The following is a 16623-nucleotide window of genomic DNA, read 5'->3' as shown; positions in this document are numbered from 1 at the left end:
GAACTGCCCCGCCCTAGCGTCGGAGCGTGTCCCCCCTCCTCGCCGCCCTCTCCGGCCTCGGCTTCGGCCTCTCGCTCATCATCGCGATCGGCGCGCAGAACGCCTTCGTGCTCCGCCAGGGCCTCCGCCGCGAGCACGTGCCCGCCGTCGTCGCGATCTGCGCGCTCTGCGACGCCGCGCTGATCGTGCTCGGGATCGCGGGGATCGGAGCGGTCCTGGAGTCGGCGCCGTGGCTGCTGGTGGTGATCCGCTGGGGCGGCATCGCCTTCCTCCTCGCCTACGCGGTGATGGCGGCGAGGCGCGCACTGCGGCCGGGGACCCTCGACGGCGATCCGGCCGGCGCCTCGACGTCGCTCCGCACGGCGATCGGCACGTGCCTGGCGCTCACGCTGCTCAACCCGCACGTCTACCTCGACACGGTCGTGCTGCTCGGGTCGGTGGCGAACACGCACGGCGACGAGCGCTGGTGGTTCGGGGCGGGGGCGGCGGCCGGGAGCGTGCTGTGGTTCACCGCTCTCGGCTTCGGGGCGCGGGCGCTGCGGCCGCTGTTCCGGAGCCGCGGGGCCTGGCGGATCCTCGACGCGGCCGTGGCGGTCGTGATGGTGGTGCTGGCGGTGTCGCTCGCGCTGCACTGAGGGCCTGGTGGTGCACTGCTTGTTCTACTAACATTGTGAACATGTTGTTCCGGGTCGACCACTCCGCGGCGGGCTCGCTCGCCGACCAGCTGGAGTCGCAGGTGCGCTCGGCCGTCGCCCGGGGCGAGCTCTCGGCGGGCGACCGCCTGCCGCCCGCCCGCGAGCTCGCCGACTCGCTCGGCATCAACATGCACACCGTGCTGCGCGCGTACGCCGCCCTGCGCGACGACGGGATCCTCCAGATGCGCCGGGGCCGCGGCGCGTGGATCACGGAGTCGGCCGGGCCCGGGCTCGTGCGCGTGACCGCCCTGGTCGACGAGCTGCTCGCGGAGGCCCGCCGCAGCGGCATCACCCCGGCGGAGCTCGTCCGCCTGATCGAGAGGACCGGATCATGACCGCCACCGCCGACCGCCGCCGCGAGCTCCTCGCCGCCGCGTCCCTCCTGCTCCCCGCCGCCGGAGTGCTCGTCTCGCGCCTCGTCCTGGACGACGCGCTGCCCGCGGAGCTCGCCTCGCACTGGTCGGGCACCGGGGCGGCCGATGCGACCGCGTCGACGGGCGCTCTGCTCGCGATCGCCCTCGTGCTCTCCGGGCTCCCGGCCGTCGCGGGCCTCGTGGCGGCGGTCGTCGGGCGCGCCCCGCGGCTCCTGCTGGCGACCCTCGGCCTCGTGGCCGGGCTGGGCGCCTCCGCCTGGGCGACCTCGGTCGGCACGACGCTCGCGGCCGGGCGCGCCGAGGGGGCGGAGCTCGGCGGGTGGCTGCTCGCGCTGCTCGGAGGGATGCTCTTCGCCGTCGTGCCCGCGCTGATCGCTCCGGGCACCCGGCGCGCCTCCCGCCTCGCCGCCGGCCGCCTGCCGCTGGCGGCGGAGGAGACCGGCGCCTGGTCGCAGACGCTGACGGGCCCGGTGTTCGCCGTCGCCGCGATCGCCACGGCGGCGGGCGCGGCCCTCTCCCTCGCGACGCTCGCCGCGGCGGGCGCCACCGGTCCGGCGATCGCGACGGCCGTCGTCCTCGGCGTCGTCGCGCTGGTGCTCCTCTCCTTCTCCCGCCTGAGGGTGACCGCCGACCGCCGCGGCCTCCGCGTCGTCACGACCGCCCTCGGCATCCCGCTGCGCCGCATCCCGCTCGACACCATCGCCTCGGCCGGCACGGCCCAGCTGCGGCCGTCGGAGTGGGGCGGCTGGGGGTACCGGGTGATGCCGGGCCGCTCGGCGGTCATCCTGCACGCCGGGCCGGGGCTGGTGGTGACGACCGCTCGCGCGAGTTCGCGATCAGCCTCGACGACCCCGAGACCCCCGCGGCGCTGCTCGAGACCCTGCGCTCGCGGGCCTGAGGCGCCGACCCGTCAGTCGACCACGATCCGGACGAGCGTCGTGACGGCATCCACCGCGTTCACGTAGGAGTAGTGCCGCGAGGTCGGGAAGGCGAGGTGCCGTCCGGGCTCCAGCCGCACGGGCTCCTCGCCCTCCCGCTCCAGGAGGAGCGCGCCGGCGGTGACGAGCAGGATCTCGTGCCACCCCTCGGGGTCGGGCTGCGCGTCGTAGCGGTCCCCGGGGCCGAGCGTCCAGGTCCAGAGCTGGGCCTCCCGGCGCGCGGGGACGGAGGAGAGCAGGACGGCGACGCTCGCCTCGCCCGCTCCCCGCCAGGCGACCTGGTCGATCGCCGCGGGCGCGGATCCCGGGGCCGAGACGAGTGCAGTGAACGTGGTGCCGAGGGCGGTCGCGAGGCGGTCGACTCCGGTCAGCGAGATGTTGGCCTCGCCGGCCTCGGCCGCGACGATCGTCCGCCGGCTGATGCCCGAGCGCGCCGCCAGCGCGGACTGGCTCAGTCCGGCTCCGCGCCGCGCGAGACGGAGGTTGCCGCCCAGGTGGGCGAGGACGGGAGCCGACATGCGCACTATTCTGCACCGACAGGCCCCTGTTGCTCCTAGGATGTGCAGAATGATGCACATCTCGCCGCTCCGGGGCCTCCGCTTCACCCGTCCGGAGTGGGCGCTCATCGGCATCACCGCGATCTGGGGCGGGACCTTCCTCGCCGTGCACATCGCGATGGAGCACAGTGGTCCGCTGTTCTTCGTCGGGATGCGGTTCGCGATCGCGGGACTGATCAGCGCGGTCGTGTTCCACCGGTCGCTCCGGGGGATGCGGCGGATCGACCTCGCGGCCGGCGTCGTGATCGGGGTGATGATCTTCGCGGGCTACGGCCTGCAGAGCTACGGGCTGCAGACGATCACGAGCAGCACCTCCGCGTTCCTCACCGCGCTGTACGTGCCGCTGGTGCCGCTGCTCCAGTGGGTCGTGTTCCGTCGCCGTCCGGGCGTGCTGACGCTGGTGGGCGTCGCGCTGGCGTTCGTCGGACTGCTCCTGATCGCGGGCCCGCAGCCGGGCGTCGCGCTCGGAGCGGGCGAGGTGGCGACGATCGTGAGCACGCTGCCGATCGCGGCGGAGATCATCCTGATCGGCCTCGTCGCCGGACGCGTGGACCTCGGCCGGGTGACCGTGGTGCAGCTGCTGGTCGCCGGCGCGCTCGGGTTCGCCTCGATGCCCGTCGCAGGCGAGGCGGTCCCGGCGTTCTCGTGGGCCTGGCTGATCCCCGCGCTCGCGCTCGGGGCGAGCAGCTGCCTGATCCAGCTGACGATGAACTGGGCTCAGCGCTCGGTCTCGCCGTCGCGCGCCACGATCATCTACTCCGCCGAGCCCGTCTGGGCCGGCCTGATCGGCCGCCTCGCCGGCGACCGGCTCCCCGCGCTCGCCCTGCTCGGGGCGGGGTTCATCGTCGCGGGCACGCTCGTCAGCGAGCTGAAGCCGCGCCGCGAGCCCGCGCCGCCGGCTCTCAGGTGACGGCGGGGAGGGCGGCGGAGGCGACGAGCGCGCCGCCGGCGTCGGTGATCTCGACGGCGGCGACGGACTCGCGCAGGACGGCCGCGTTCATCTCGCAGTCGAGCTCCGCGGAGCTGCCGAGGAAGGAGCCGGACGGGAGCCGCTCACCGGAGCCGGTGACCAGCACGAGGTCGTAGCTCTCGCCGAGCGCGAAGCCGGTCCCGCGGAGGATCGTCTCGGTGCCCCAGGTGTGCGCCACGAGCGAGCCGTCAAGCGTCACGCCCTCCGTCCGCTCATCGAAGGCGATCGCCTCGACGGCGCCGAGCGTCCCGGGCGGTCCCGCGACGGGGCGCTCCTCGGCGGACCGCAGGGCCGCTCCGGCGACGCCGCCCACGACGAGGAGCGCGGCCGCCGCGGCGACGGCCAGGACGGCACGGCGGCGCGAGGCACGCAGACTCTCCCCGCGCTCGGGCCGCTCCCCGGCGAGCGCCGCGATGCGCGACCGCAGCTCCGGCGACGGCTCCGCCTCCTCCCAGCGGCCCAGCGCGCCGACCCGGTCGACCACCGCACCGAACGACGCGAGCTCGGGGTCGATCGAGGGGTCGGCGGCGCGCAGGCTCTCGAACTCCCGCGTCTCCTCGGCGGAGAGGTCGCCGGCGAGGGCCGCGGCGAGGAGCTCCTCGCGGCGGCCGCCGGGCTCGTCTCCGTCGGGCTGGTCTCGGTCGATCACGATCTCTCCTCGTCCGTGGGTCCGGCGCCCGCGAGGTGACCGCGGAGCGCTCGGAGAGCGTAGAAGGCGCGGCTGCGCAGGGTGGCGACCGGCACGCTCGTGGCGGCCGACAGCTCGGCGTAGGTCTCGCCGTGCAGGTGGACGGCGACGACGACCTGCCGGTGCTCGGCGGAGAGCCGCGCGAGCGCCTCGGCGATCGCGAGCGGCTCGAGGGGGTCGCGGTCCTCCGCGGGCACCTCCTCCAGAATCTCGGCCTCGATCAGGCGCGGCAGGCGCTGACGCGAGCGGTGCACGTCGATGACGACGTTGCGGGCGATGGCGAAGAGCCAGGTGCGGGTGCTGGCACGCTCGGCGGAGTAGCTCGCCCGCGAGCGCCAGGCGCGCAGGAACGTCTCCTGCACGCAGTCCTCGGCGAGGCCGCGGTCACGCAGGGCGTTGAGCGCGAAGCCGAGCAGGGCGGACCCGTGCTCGTCGAAGGCGGCGGCCGGGTCGAACCCCGCCGTCCGGGGCTCGAGGCGCACCACCGGAGCCGGGACCTCCGAGTGCTCGCGCGGCATCGCGGGCCCTTCGTCTCGTCGTGCCGTCGCCGTGCGCGCCACACCGCCTCCTCGTCGGGACCGGTGGTCCGTCGGAAGGGGGTACGGCCGCGGCGGCGGCGGCGTTCATCGGAGGCGAGGACCGTCTCCGTGAAGATCCTCTCAGATGGAGTGAACGCAGCGCCGCTTCCGGCCGTACTCCCTGCATCGGGCCCGCTCGGCGCTCGCGATCGAAAGGCTCCACCATGACGAGGACGTCCCCCGCGCGGAACCGCGCCGGCCGCCGCCTGCTCTCCCTCGGCGGCATCACCGCCGTCGCCGCCGCCTCCTTCTTCGCCGCCGCGCCGGCCCAGGCCGAGACCGAGGTCGCCGAGCCGTCCTCGTTCACCAGCGCCTTCACGGTGATGGCGACGCCCGACCAGGTCGTGAACGCCGATTCCGCCGCGACCCCCGGCCAGCCCGGCGCCACGGGCGAGATGACCTTCCGGGTCAACAGCGACCTCGACGTCATCTGCTACGACATCACCCTCACCGGTGTGACCGGCGACTACCAGAGCCCCGCGAAGACCGCGACGCACATCCACCAGGCGGCGCTGGGCAAGGCGGGCCCGCCGCGCATCGCGTTCCCGAACCCGGCCCCGGTCGGAGACGGCCCCCGCACCAGCAGCGGCTGCCTGCAGGGCCCCTTCACCACGGGCATCCAGGCGAACGGGGCCGACACCGGCGCCGGATTCACGCTGAAGGCCCTCGAGGCCGATCCCGCCGCCTTCGCGGGCGACTCCCACACGGCCTCGTATGCGGCTGGCGTCGTCCGCGGCCAGCTCTCGCAGGTGCCGGTCGGCGGCCTCCAGACCGGTGGCGGCGCGACCGCCGCCGGGAGCGACGCCACGGGCCCGTCCGGTCTCGCCGCGATGGCCGGCCTCGGAGCCGTCGTCGCCCTCGGCGCGGCCGGAGTGGTCGTCGCCCGCCGGCGCACCGCCTCCTGATCGTGGGCACCCGGTCGAGGAGCGGCGCGGCGGCACTGTGCGCCGCGCTGCTCCTCGCGGGGTGCGCCGCCGCGGACGGGAGCGGAGGAGCGGAGACGCCCGCGAGCGCGCCCGCGCCTCCGGCCCTCGCTTCTGCTCCCCCGCTCACTCCTCCCCCGGTCCCCGCGCCCGACCCCGCCGCTGCCGCGCCTGCGCGCACCGTCGGCGTCGAGCCCGCCCGGCTGAGCGTGCCCGCGATGGGCCTGGACGAGCCGCTGATCGCGCTGGGCATCCAGTCGGACGGGGCGATGGAGGTGCCGGTGGACTACGACGACGTCGGCTGGTTCTCGGGAGGCGGGCGCCCGGGTGGCAGCGGCCGCACCGTGATCGCGGCGCACGTCGACTCGCGGTCCGGTCCCGCGGTCTTCTTCCGCCTCGGCGAGCTCGCCCCGGGCGACGAGATCGCGGTGAGCGGAGTGGACGGCTCCGACCACCGCTACCGGGTGACGGCGGTCGAGTCCCACGCCAAGGCCGCGTTCCCCACCGCCCGCGTCTTCGGCGCGACCCTCGAGGAGGAGCTGATCCTCGTGACCTGCGGAGGCGAGTACGACGCGGCGATCGGCCGCTACCGGGACAACCTGGTGGTGTTCGCCTCCCCGCTCTGAGGCCCGCCACGGAGGCGCGGCACAGAGGGGCGGCACAGAGGGGCGGCACGACCGCCCGGCATCGTGGCGCGGAACGGTGGCGCAGAGCACAGCACGAGAGCCCCGTCGGCGCAAGGGTCCGGGCGCGCGCACGCCGTGTGGTCAGATGGGGAGGGTCGGCCCCCCGCCGCCGCTCCCCTCCCGCTCCCCACCGCCGTGGCGCGGCCGATCCGACAGGACGCCCGTGTCCACCAGCCCCCGCCCCACCCTCTTCGCCCTGCCCGGACTCGGGCTCGACGGCCGCGCCTTCGACGCGCTCGGCCGCGAGCTCGCCGACGTCGCGGACCTCGTCGCGCTCGACCTGCCCGGTGGATCCGGGACCTCGCTCGAGGAGATGACCGCTGCCACGATCCGCCGGATCCGCGAGCACGGCTCCTCCCGCTGGTTGCTCCTCGGGCACAGCATGGGCGGGAAGATCGCCTCGCTCGTGGCCTCCCGCACGGTCACCGGCCGCTCGGGCCTGTTCGGGCTCGCGGGCGTCGTGCTCCTCGCCGGGTCGCCGCTCTCGCCCGAGCCGATGGAGGAGGCGCGCCGCTCGACCATGCTCGGCTGGGTCGACGACGGGCACCTCGACGAGGCGCAGGCGCGCGAGTTCGTCGACCAGAACGTCGGCTCGCCGCTGCCCGCCGACGCCGACGCGGAGGTGCTGGCCGAGCTGCGCCGCTACTCCCCCGAGGGCTGGCGCGACTGGCTCGAGCACGGCAGCCGCGAGGACCGCACCGGAGAGGCCGCCCTCGGGGCCGTGCCCGCGCTCCTGATCGCGGGCGGTGCGGACGGCGACCTCGGCGCCGACGCGCAGCGCCGCCTGAACGGCTCCCTCTACTCCCGTGCCCGGCTGCTCACGCTCGCCGGGGCGGGCCACCTGCTGCCGTTCGAGCGCCCGATCGAGGTGGCGGCGGCGATCCGCCGGTTCTGGGAGGAGGAGGCCGGCACGGCGCCGTCGGTCCCGGCCGACGTCGGCGCGGCCATCGCCTCCGCCCGGACCTCCACGCGGGTGCGCGGGCTGCTGGCCGTGCGCGCGCTCGCCGACGACCCGGAGTACGCGCCGCGCGCCCTGACCGTCGCCCAGCTCGCGGAGCTGCGCGCGATCGCCGACCGGGTCGTCCCGCAGGAGGGCGGCCGGATCGACCTGGCCGCACGGGTGGACACGCAGCTCGCGAACGGCGAGGGCGACGGCTGGCGCAACGCCGACCTGCCGGCCGACCCGATCGCCTACGGTCTGGCGCTCGACACCCTCCGGGGCTTCGCCGGCCTCGGCCCCGCCGAGCAGGACGCGCGCCTCACCGCGATCGCCGACGGCTCCGCGGAGCTCGGCGACCGCTCGGCCGGCGGGCTCGGTGCCGAGCAGCTGACCGCCTGGTTCGAGGACTGCCGCGTCGACCTCGTGAAGCAGTGGCTGGCGCACCCCGCGTCGATGGCGCGGATCGGCTACGACGGCTACGCCAGCGGCGGCGACACGCTGCCGCTCGTGACGGGCTTCCGCCTGCTCGGCGCCGACGACCGCGAGACCTGGGAACCGACGACGAGGAGTCACCGATGAACACGACCGGCATGCGCCGCTTCCCGCTCGACGAGACGGTCGACGCCGTCGTGATCGGCACCGGGGCCGGCGGAGCGCCCCTGCTCTCGGTGCTCGCCGCTCGAGGGCTGCGGGTCGTCGCCCTCGAGGCCGGGCCGCACTTAGATCCGCTCGGCCACACCGCCGACGAGACGGCGGCCGTCGAGATCAACTGGATGGAGGAGCGCCTCAGCGGAGGCGAGACCCCCACCGCCTTCGGGCAGAACAACAGCGGCCGCGGGGTCGGCGGCTCGACGCTGCACTGGGGCGCGTTCACGCCCCGCCCCGACCCGCGCGACCTGCGGCTCCTGAGCGACTCCGGCGTCGGCCGCGACTGGCCGATCGAGCACGCCGAGCTCACCGCGTACATCGAGAAGGTGGAGGCGACGATCGGAGTGGCGGGCCCGGCCGAGTACCCGTGGGACCCGTCGCGCCGCTACCTGCAGGGCCCGCTCGCGCGGAACGCCTCGGCCGACATGATGCTGCGCGGCTGCGCGGCGATCGGGATGCGCGCGACCGACGCGCCCGCCGCCGTGCTCAGCGGCCCGCGGGACGACGGCCGGCCCTCCTGCGTCAACTGCGGCCAGTGCCATCAGGGCTGCCGGACCGGCGCGAAGACGAGCATGGACGTGACCTACCTGCCGGAGGCGGTGCGGGCCGGTGCCGAGATCCGGGCCGACTCGTTCGTGCACGGGATCGAGCTGGACGCCGCGGGCCGCGTGTGCGCCGTGGTCTACACGAGCGGCGGAGTGGAGCACCGGCAGCGCTGCTCCGCCCTGTTCCTCTGCGCGGGCGGCGTCGAGACGCCCCGGCTCCTCCTGCACACCGGCATCGCGAACAGCAGCGGCCAGGTGGGCCGCAACTTCCTGGCGCACGGGGCGACCCAGGTCTGGGGCACCTTCGAGAACGAGATGCGCGGTTACCGCGGCTACCCCTCCTCGGTGATCACCGAGGACACCGTCCGCCCGGCCGACGCGGACTTCGCGGGCGGCTACCTGATCCAGAGCCTCGGAGTGATGCCGCTGACCTACGCGACGACGCTCGCCCGCGGCGCGGGCCTCTGGGGCAGGGATCTGATGGACGCGCTCGACGGCTACCGCTTCGCGGCGGGCGTCGGGATCAACGCGGAGTGCCTGCCCGCCGACGGCAATCGGCTGGAGCTGACCGACGAGCTGGACGAGCACGGGGTGCCGAAGGCGCGCATCACGTTCTCGGCGGGCGCCAACGAGGAGGCGATCGACCGGCACGCGATCCGGACGATGACCGCGATCGTGGAGGCGGCCGGCGCGACGAGCACGCGGGTGATGGCGCGCACGGCGCACACGCTCGGCACCGTGCGGATGGGCACCGACGCGGGCGACGCCGTGATCGACGCGGACGGCCGCAGCTTCGACGTGCCGAACCTCTGGGTGTGCGACAACTCGGTGTTCCCGAGCGCGCTGATCGCGAACCCGGCGCTCGCGACGATGGCGCTCTCGCTGCGGACGGCGGACCGCTTCCTGGTGGCGTAGCGTCGCGGCGGCGGGACGGCTGCGGGGCGGGACGACGGGCGAGGTGCTCCTCCGCGTCGCCGACTGACCGCGCGTGCCCGCCCGGACTGCTCGCCCGGACTGCGCACCCCGCCGGAGCAGCCGAGGGGCGGTGCGGGGCGCCAGCGCAGTCCCGAGACACGCTGCCCGAACGGCGGGCCGACGCGACGGCATGTGACGGCGGTTAGGCGCGCGCTGAGCTGCCGAGGTGCTGAGCTGCCGAGGTGCTGCATCGTGGTGGCTGAACGGCGGCATGGCGAACGGCGGCGGCACGGCCCTGGTGTCGGCACGGTGTCAGGCGGCGGCACGGCCCTGGTGTCGGCACGGTGTCAGGCGACGGTGCGGCCCCGGTGACGGTCCGCGCCTCAGCGGCAGTGGTGCGGCGGTGGTGCGACGGTGCGGCCGCGTGAACCCGAGCGAAGGCGCAGATCCGAGCGTCAGCGGCGCGGCGGTAGGTCGCTGAGCACTCGCCTCCGAGCGACAGCACGGCCCGATCACCAGTGCGAACCCGCGCAACGGGCCGAACCCGCCCGACAGCCGATTCCCTCAGGGGTGCACGGCAGCACGTCAGCACGGCAGCACGGCAGCACGGCAGCACGGCAGCACGGCAGCACGGCAGCGTGTCGGAACGGCGGCGGCCGGTCCGCGAACCTCGGGGTCGCGGGTGGGCCTGGACGGAGCCGTGCCTCGAGGCCTGGCGGGCGCGTGGTGATGCGGCGGCCGGTGGGGGTGGTCCAGTCGGCGGTGCCGTCGGGGTGGAGGACGTAGGTCCAGCGGTCGCCGTGCCGCACGTGGTGATGGGCGACGCAGAGGCTGGCGAGGTTGCCGGGGTCGGTGCCGCCGCCGTTGCGCCACTCGACGACGTGGTCGGCCTCGGCGCTCGCGGCGGAGCGGGTGCAGCCGGGGAAGCGGCAGGTCACGTCGCGGAGCTGGAGGAGGAGCCGCAGCTCGCGGTGAGGCAGTCGGCGTGTGCGCCCGACAGAGAGGACGGCGCCCGTCCGGGGCTCGGTCAGCACGCGGGTGACGGTCGCGGGGACGAGGCTCCGGGCGACGTCTGCCGGGATCGGGCCGTAGCCGTCGAGCTCGGCGGAGGCGTCGTCGGCGCCGGACGCGGTGCTCGCCGACAGGGTGACCCGCACCTCGGCGCGCACGCCGGTGACGAGGGTCGGAACGGGCCGATCGGCGCCGACCGGGTCGGGCACCGTGCCGATGACGTCCGCATCGCAGAGGAGGTCGGCGAGAGCGTCGGCTCTCAGCTGGGCGAGGGTCCGCGCGTCGCCCGCTCGGGAGATCGCATCGACGTCGCACGCCCCGGTGATTCCGGTCGGCTCCGCCCCGGTCGTCCCGCTCGACTCCGCCCCGCAGGAGCCCGCATCCGTGGCGGCAGGCGGCTCCGCCCCCGCCGGCCCCTCGGCGCCGTCGCGGAGGATCCGGGCGATCCGGTCGAGGCGGCTGTACGCCCCCACGGCGACCGGGGCGGGGAGGAGGGCGCAGAGCGTCGCCATGCCGTCGACCTCGGGGGTCAGCCAGACCGCGCGGTCCTCGCGGGCACGTCGGTGGCGCTCGGCGAGGGGCTGCTCGTGGAGCTCCTCCCGCAGTCGGGCCAGAGCGCGCCGCAGCTGGGTCGGCGTGGTGCGGGCCGCGAGCTCGGCCGCCCGCGTATCGAACGCGGCGCGGGAGCCCGGAGGCAGGGTGGCCGCGACGGCGCAGACGACCTGGCCCGCCTCCCACCGCAGGCGCGCCCCGGCGAGGGCGGCGCGGGTGGTCGGCAGGTCCTCGACGAGGAGGCGCGCGTGGTCGAGCTCGCGGGAGGCGACCCGCTCGGAGACTCCGAGGGCGACCGCGAACTCCGCGCGGATCGACCGCTCGGCGAGGTCGCTCGACGCGTGGGGCGCCGAGCCGCGGGCGAACGACTCCGGATGCTCGAGCGCTGCCCGGTGCCCGGCGTGCAGTTCCTCGGCCGCGGCCAGGAGCAGCGGGGACGCCGAGCGGGCCAGCGCCGCGGCTCGGTCGCCGCGAGCACGCGCCTCGCTGAGCACCGCCTCCGCTGCTGTCGACCTGCTGATCATCGTCATACGTGTATTCAATCAGCGACCACCGACACGGAAGCGACGGATCGTCACATCCGTGGAGAACCGGCGTGAGGCCCTCCTGTGGAGGGAGGGATCACCGCAGCCGACGCCGCACATCCCCGCCGTCCTCGGGGCGGCGCGCGCAGGACACCGGCGCAACACCCCGCCACACGCACCGCCACACGCCCCCCGCTCACGCGAACCGCACCGCCACACGCACCCGCTCACCCGAACCGCACCGCCACACGCACCCGCTCACCCGAACCGGACCGCCACACGCACCCGCTCACCCGAACCGCACCGCGCCACACGCCCCCGCTCACCCGAACCGCACCGCCACACGCACCCGCTCACCCGAACCGCACCGCCACACGCCCCCGCTCACCCGAACCGCCCCGCCTCACGCACCCCCGCACGCCCGCAGCCTCACGCGAAACGCCCCGCCACCTCCGCCAGGCACTCCCGGAACACCCGCACGGCCGGCGACGCCAGCTGCGCCTCGCGCTGGGCGGTGAAGATCGTGCGGCGGGGCGTGCCGGGCAGCTCGAGGAGGCGGCAGTCCGGCGCCTCGCCCGCCCAGACCAGGTCGGGCATCAGGGCGACGGCGTGGCCGGAGGCGGCGAGTCGGATCTGCGCCTGCAGGTCGGCGGTCTCGAAGCGGACGTCCGGCTCGAAGCCCGCGACCCGGCAGGTCTGCTCGGCGAAGTGGCGGCTCGCGGTACCGCGCGGCTCCATCACCCAGGCGGAGTCGCGGGCCGAGGCGAGGTCGACGACGGCGGAGTCGCGGCTCACGGCGAGGCGGATCGCGTCGGACGTCAGGTCGCTGCGCACCAGTCCGGGCAGCCAGGAGGTCGAGTGGCCGGGGTACTGCTCGGCGACGACGAGGTCGAACTCCCGCGCCCACGACGTCTCGTGCAGAGCGCCCTCCGGCTCGCGCTGCACCATCTCGATCCGCACCTCCGGGAAGCGGTCGGCGACGGCCCGGAGCGCGCCCGGCATGAGCGCGAGCGCGGCCGACTGGAACACCGCGACGCGCACCCGCCCGGTCACCGACTCCCCCGAGGCCGCGAGCGCCGCCTCCGCCCGCTCGAGCAGGGCCATCACCTCGCCGGCCGCCTCGACCAGGATCTCGGCCTGGGGTGTGAGCTGCACGCGCCGGCCCGCCTTCCGCAGCAGCTCGACGCCGGCCTCGCGCTCGAGCACGGCGAGCTGCTGCGAGACGGCGGAGGGACTGTAGGCGAGGGCCTCGGCCGCGGCGGCGAGAGTGCCGCGGATGGCCACCTCGCGGAGCAGGACCAGGCGGCGGACATCGAGCACGGCGTCCCTCCGATCGTTCAGCTGAGCTGACCGGTACCGATAAGGAACGGTCGCTTCTGCTCAACGGTAGTCGGTCGAATACTGAAGGCACCCACCTCAGAGCAGAAGGACCGCACCATGACGGATCTCGCCAGCCCCGCTCTCGCCACCGGCCCCGCCGCCGACGGCCCGTCCGCCGATTCGATCGATCCCCGCCTGGTCGACGAGAGCGTCGCCCTGGTGCGGCGCTGGCTGCGCGAGGCGTCCGCGATCCCGATCGACGCCTCCGGGGCGCAGCTGGCGGGCGTGCTGAAGGACCCGGCCGGCCTGGACTTCACGGTCGGCTTCGTCGACGGCGTCGTCCGCCCCGAGGACACCCGCGTCGCGGCGGCGGCGCTGAAGGCGATCGCGGGCGGCGTGCCGTCCTTCCTCCCTGCTCCGATGCGCGGCGCGGTCGCCCTCGGCGGCGTCATGGCGCCGCTCCTCCCGGACGTCGTGGTGCCGATCGCGCGCCGGGTGCTGCGACGGATGGTCGGCCACCTGATCATCGACGCGACCGACTCGCGCCTGGGCCCGGCCATCGCCGCGATCCGCCGCGACGGCGTCCGGCTCAACATGAACCTGCTCGGCGAGGCCGTCCTCGGCCGCGAGGAGGCCCACCGCCGCCTGGAGGGGACGCACCGGCTCCTCGCCCGCGACGACGTCGACTACGTCTCGATCAAGGTCTCCTCGAGCACCGCCCCGCACAACCCGTGGGCCTTCGACGCCGCGGTCGACGACATCGTCGAGGAGCTGGCGCCGCTGTTCGCCCGAGCCGCCGCGTCCTCGCCGCAGAAGTTCATCAACCTCGACATGGAGGAGTACAAGGACCTCGACCTCACCATCGCGGTCTTCACCCGCATCCTCGACCGGCCGGAGTTCCTCGGCCTCGAGGCCGGCATCGTGCTGCAGGCCTACCTGCCGGACGCGCTCTCGGCGATGATCCGCCTGCAGGAGTGGAGCGCCGCCCGCCGGGCCCGCGGTGGCGCCGGCATCAAGGTGCGCCTGGTCAAGGGCGCGAACCTGCCGATGGAGCAGGTCGAGGCCTCGGTCCACGGCTGGCCGCTGGCGACCTGGAGCAGCAAGCAGGACTCCGACACGAACTACAAGCGCGTCGTCGACTACGCGCTGCACCCGGAGCGGATCCGCAACGTGCGGGTCGGCGTCGCCGGGCACAACCTCTTCGACGTCGCGTACTCGTGGCTGCTCGCCGGCACCCGCGGCGTCCGCGAGGGGATCGAGTACGAGATGCTCCTCGGCATGGCCCAGGGCCAGGCGGAGGCGGTGCGCCGCACGGTCGGCTCGCTCCTGCTCTACACGCCGGTCGTCGCGCCGGCCGAGTTCGACGTGGCGATCGCCTACCTGATCCGCCGGCTGGAGGAGGGCGCGTCGAGCCAGAACTTCATGTCGGCCGTCTTCGAGCTCGAGGCCGACCCGGCGCTCTTCGCGCGGGAGGAGGAGCGGTTCCGCGCCTCCGTCGCCGCCCTCGACGGAGCCGTCCCCCCGGCGCACCGCGTGCCCGACCGGTTCGCCGCGAGCGGCCGTCCGGGACCGGGCGACTTCCGCAGCACCCCCGACACCGACCCGTCCGTCGCCGCGAACCGCGAGTGGGCGCAGGCGATCCTCGCGCGCGTCCCCTCCTCCCGGGCCGGCGCCGACGCGATCGAGGCCGCCACGATCGGCACCCTCGACGAGCTGGAGTCGGTGCTCTCCGGCGCCCGCGGCAGCGGCTGGAGCGACGTCCCGGCCGAGGAGCGCGCCCGCATCCTGCACCGCGCCGGCGACGAGCTGGAGGCGCGCCGCGCCGAGCTGCTCGAGGTCATGGCGGCCGAGGGCGGCAAGACCCTCGACCAGGGCGACCCCGAGGTCTCGGAGGCCGTGGACTTCGCCCACTACTACGCCGAGCGCGCCCTCGAGCTCGACGCGGTCGACGGCGCCCGCTTCCACCCGGCCGCGCTGACCCTGGTCGCTCCGCCGTGGAACTTCCCGGTCGCGATCCCGGCCGGCGGCGTCCTCGCGGCGCTCGCGGCCGGCTCCGCCGTGGTGCTCAAGCCCGCCGGACCGACCGCGCGCTGCGGCGCCGTGGTGGCCGAGGCGCTGTGGGCGGCGGGCGTGCCCCGCGAGGCCCTGCGCCTGCTCCGCCTGCCGGAGGAGGAGCTGGGGCGCGACCTGATCGCCTCCCCGCAGGTCGACCGCGTGATCCTCACCGGCGCCTACGAGACGGCGGAGCTGTTCCGCTCCTTCCGGAACGACCTCCCGCTGCTGGCCGAGACGAGCGGCAAGAACGCGATCGTGGTCACCCCCTCGGCCGACCTCGACCTGGCGGTGAAGGACGTGGTGGCGAGCGCCTTCGGGCACGCGGGCCAGAAGTGCTCCGCCGCCTCGCTCGTCGTGCTGGTGGGCTCCGTCGCGCGCTCGAAGCGGTTCCGCGCGCAGCTGCTCGACGCGGTCTCCTCCCTCACGGTCGGCTACCCGACCGACCCCGCGACGCGGATGGGGCCGGTGATCGAACCCGCCGAGGGCAAGCTGCTGCGCGGCCTGACCGAGCTCGGCGCCGGTGAGACCTGGCTGCTGCAACCGCGGAGCCTCGACGACTCCGGACGCCTGTGGAGCCCCGGCGTCCGCGACGGCGTGCGCCGCGGCTCCGAGTTCCACCGCACCGAGTACTTCGGGCCGATCCTCGGGATCATGACGGCGGCGACCCTCGACGAGGCGATCGCGATCGTCAACGAGGTCGACTACGGGCTCACCTCGGGCCTGCACGCGCTCGACCCGGAGGAGATCGGCACCTGGCTCGACGGGATCGAGGCGGGCAACCTCTACGTGAACCGCGGGATCACCGGGGCGATCGTGCAGCGCCAGCCGTTCGGCGGCTGGAAGAAGTCGGCGGTCGGCCCGGGCACCAAGGCGGGCGGACCGGACCACCTGCTCGGCCTGGGCTCCTGGACCGCGGCGCCGTCGGAGGCGACCGCTCCGGTCGTCGGACCGGCCGCCCGCCTGCTCGCCGCGTCGCGCGCGGAGCTCCCGGCGGAGGAGCACGCCGCGGTGGAGCGGACGGCGCGCAGCTGCGCAGTGGCGTGGGCCGCGGGCGCTCCTCGCGACGTGACGGGGCTGGAGGCGGAGCGCAACGTCTTCCGCCGCCTGCCCTACGACTCCGCCGTGCTGGTGCGCCTGGCCGCCGGGGAGCCGCTGGGCTCGCTCATGCGGGTGGCCGTCGCGGCGGCGACCGCGCAGGCACGCGTGGTCGTCTCGAGCGCCGCGGCGCTGCCTCCGCAGCTCGCCGCCGGTCTCGACGAGGCGGCCGGCGCCGTCGTGGTCGAGGACGACGCGGCGTGGGAGGCGCGGGTGCGCGCGCACGGCGCCGGACGGGTGCGCCTGCTGGGCGCGTCCGCCGCGACGGTGACGGCCGCGACGGGCGGGCGCCCCGACCTCGCGGTCTACGCCGGCCCGGCGACCGAGGCGGGCCGGCTGGAGCTGCTGCCGTTCCTCCGCGAGCAGGCCGTGTCGATCACGGCCCACCGCTTCGGCACGCCGGACCACCTCACGGACGGGCTGCTCTGACCGGCGTGATCCGACCGGCGCGATCCGACCGGCTGCCGCGAGGTGCGGCTCCGGTACGCCCGCTCCGGCGTGTCGCGTACCGGAGCGGCGTCTCGCGGGAGAGGGCGACGGAGGGACGACGGGGCGGAGAGGGATCAGCCGCAGGCCGCACGTCAGTCCGCGTCAGCTCCGCGACGGGGC

Annotated in this window: 14 protein-coding genes; 9 read left to right on the top strand and 5 right to left on the bottom strand. The window is 75.5% G+C overall.

What is annotated here, in order from left to right:
- Nucleotides 1-26: 26 nt before the first annotated feature.
- From C5C30_RS11300 to C5C30_RS11290, 3 genes are read left to right on the top strand one after another with little or no spacing between them, the layout of a single operon-like run.
- Complete coding sequence (locus C5C30_RS11300) at nt 27-635, top strand: LysE/ArgO family amino acid transporter (RefSeq protein ID WP_104227345.1); 609 nt, start codon at nt 27-29, stop codon at nt 633-635.
- Nucleotides 636-676: 41 nt separating this feature from the next.
- Nucleotides 677-1030: a GntR family transcriptional regulator gene (locus C5C30_RS11295; protein ID WP_104225158.1), complete on the top strand. Its 354-nt coding sequence runs from the start codon at nt 677-679 to the stop codon at nt 1028-1030.
- Nucleotides 1027-2034 carry a hypothetical protein gene (locus tag C5C30_RS11290; RefSeq protein ID WP_104333751.1) on the top strand — a complete coding sequence of 336 codons (1008 nt, stop codon included), beginning with the start codon at nt 1027-1029 and terminating at the stop codon, nt 2032-2034. The genes C5C30_RS11295 and C5C30_RS11290 overlap by 4 nt, the downstream gene beginning before the upstream one ends.
- Here C5C30_RS11290 and C5C30_RS11285 read toward each other — a convergent pair.
- A complete protein-coding gene (locus C5C30_RS11285) occupies nt 1980-2525 on the bottom strand; it encodes a helix-turn-helix domain-containing protein (protein ID WP_104227343.1) in 546 nt (181 codons plus the stop codon). The two genes, C5C30_RS11290 and C5C30_RS11285, sit on opposite strands and share 55 nt — an antisense overlap.
- 49 nt (nt 2526-2574) lie before the next feature.
- On the opposite strand from C5C30_RS11285, the gene C5C30_RS11280 reads away from it, so the two are divergent.
- Nucleotides 2575-3474: a DMT family transporter gene (locus tag C5C30_RS11280; RefSeq protein ID WP_258063200.1), complete on the top strand. Its 900-nt coding sequence runs from the start codon at nt 2575-2577 to the stop codon at nt 3472-3474.
- Here the strand turns inward: C5C30_RS11280 and C5C30_RS11275 are convergent.
- Both C5C30_RS11275 and C5C30_RS11270 read right to left on the bottom strand, forming a co-directional pair.
- Nucleotides 3467-4183 carry a hypothetical protein gene (locus tag C5C30_RS11275; protein ID WP_104333750.1) on the bottom strand — a complete coding sequence of 239 codons (717 nt, stop codon included), beginning with the start codon at nt 4181-4183 and terminating at the stop codon, nt 3467-3469. The two genes, C5C30_RS11280 and C5C30_RS11275, sit on opposite strands and share 8 nt — an antisense overlap.
- Entirely contained in the window at nt 4180-4740 is a 561-nt protein-coding gene (locus tag C5C30_RS11270; RefSeq protein ID WP_104292934.1) for a sigma-70 family RNA polymerase sigma factor, read from the bottom strand. The genes C5C30_RS11275 and C5C30_RS11270 overlap by 4 nt, the downstream gene beginning before the upstream one ends.
- 224 nt (nt 4741-4964) lie before the next feature.
- Between C5C30_RS11270 and C5C30_RS11265 the strand changes: the two genes are divergently transcribed.
- The 4 genes from C5C30_RS11265 to C5C30_RS11250 all read left to right on the top strand — a co-directional run bounded on the left by C5C30_RS11265 (nt 4965) and on the right by C5C30_RS11250 (nt 9457).
- On the top strand, nt 4965-5705 hold the full coding sequence (locus C5C30_RS11265) for a CHRD domain-containing protein (RefSeq protein ID WP_104333749.1): 741 nt from the start codon (nt 4965-4967) through the stop codon (nt 5703-5705).
- A 2-nt stretch (nt 5706-5707) separates the two neighbouring features.
- Complete coding sequence (locus C5C30_RS18175; RefSeq protein WP_308471024.1) at nt 5708-6349, top strand: class F sortase; 642 nt, start codon at nt 5708-5710, stop codon at nt 6347-6349.
- Nucleotides 6350-6572: 223 nt separating this feature from the next.
- The gene (locus C5C30_RS11255; protein ID WP_104333748.1) at nt 6573-7928 is read left to right on the top strand and encodes an alpha/beta hydrolase; all 1356 of its coding nucleotides are present in this window, start codon (nt 6573-6575) and stop codon (nt 7926-7928) included.
- On the top strand, nt 7925-9457 hold the full coding sequence (locus C5C30_RS11250; RefSeq protein ID WP_104333747.1) for a GMC family oxidoreductase: 1533 nt from the start codon (nt 7925-7927) through the stop codon (nt 9455-9457). Before C5C30_RS11255 ends, C5C30_RS11250 begins: the two co-directional genes overlap by 4 nt.
- Before the next feature lie 512 nt (nt 9458-9969).
- Here the strand turns inward: C5C30_RS11250 and C5C30_RS11245 are convergent.
- Nucleotides 9970-11544, bottom strand: coding sequence for an HNH endonuclease signature motif containing protein (locus C5C30_RS11245; RefSeq protein WP_181131551.1), 1575 nt, complete (start codon nt 11542-11544; stop codon nt 9970-9972).
- A gap of 429 nt (nt 11545-11973) precedes the next feature.
- Nucleotides 11974-12864, bottom strand: a complete 891-nt coding sequence (locus tag C5C30_RS11240; RefSeq protein ID WP_104269522.1) for a LysR family transcriptional regulator — start codon at nt 12862-12864, stop codon at nt 11974-11976.
- 117 nt (nt 12865-12981) lie between these two features.
- Here C5C30_RS11240 and C5C30_RS11235 point away from each other — a divergent pair, with 117 nt between their 5' ends.
- Complete coding sequence (locus C5C30_RS11235; protein ID WP_104333745.1) at nt 12982-16443, top strand: bifunctional proline dehydrogenase/L-glutamate gamma-semialdehyde dehydrogenase; 3462 nt, start codon at nt 12982-12984, stop codon at nt 16441-16443.
- Nucleotides 16444-16623 lie beyond the last annotated feature (180 nt).

This window comes from Rathayibacter sp. AY2B5, assembly GCF_002931645.1.
GTDB lineage: Bacteria > Actinomycetota > Actinomycetes > Actinomycetales > Microbacteriaceae > Rathayibacter.
Note: the sequence above shows the minus strand (reverse complement) of the source record. Positions and strands in the feature narration are given on the sequence as shown.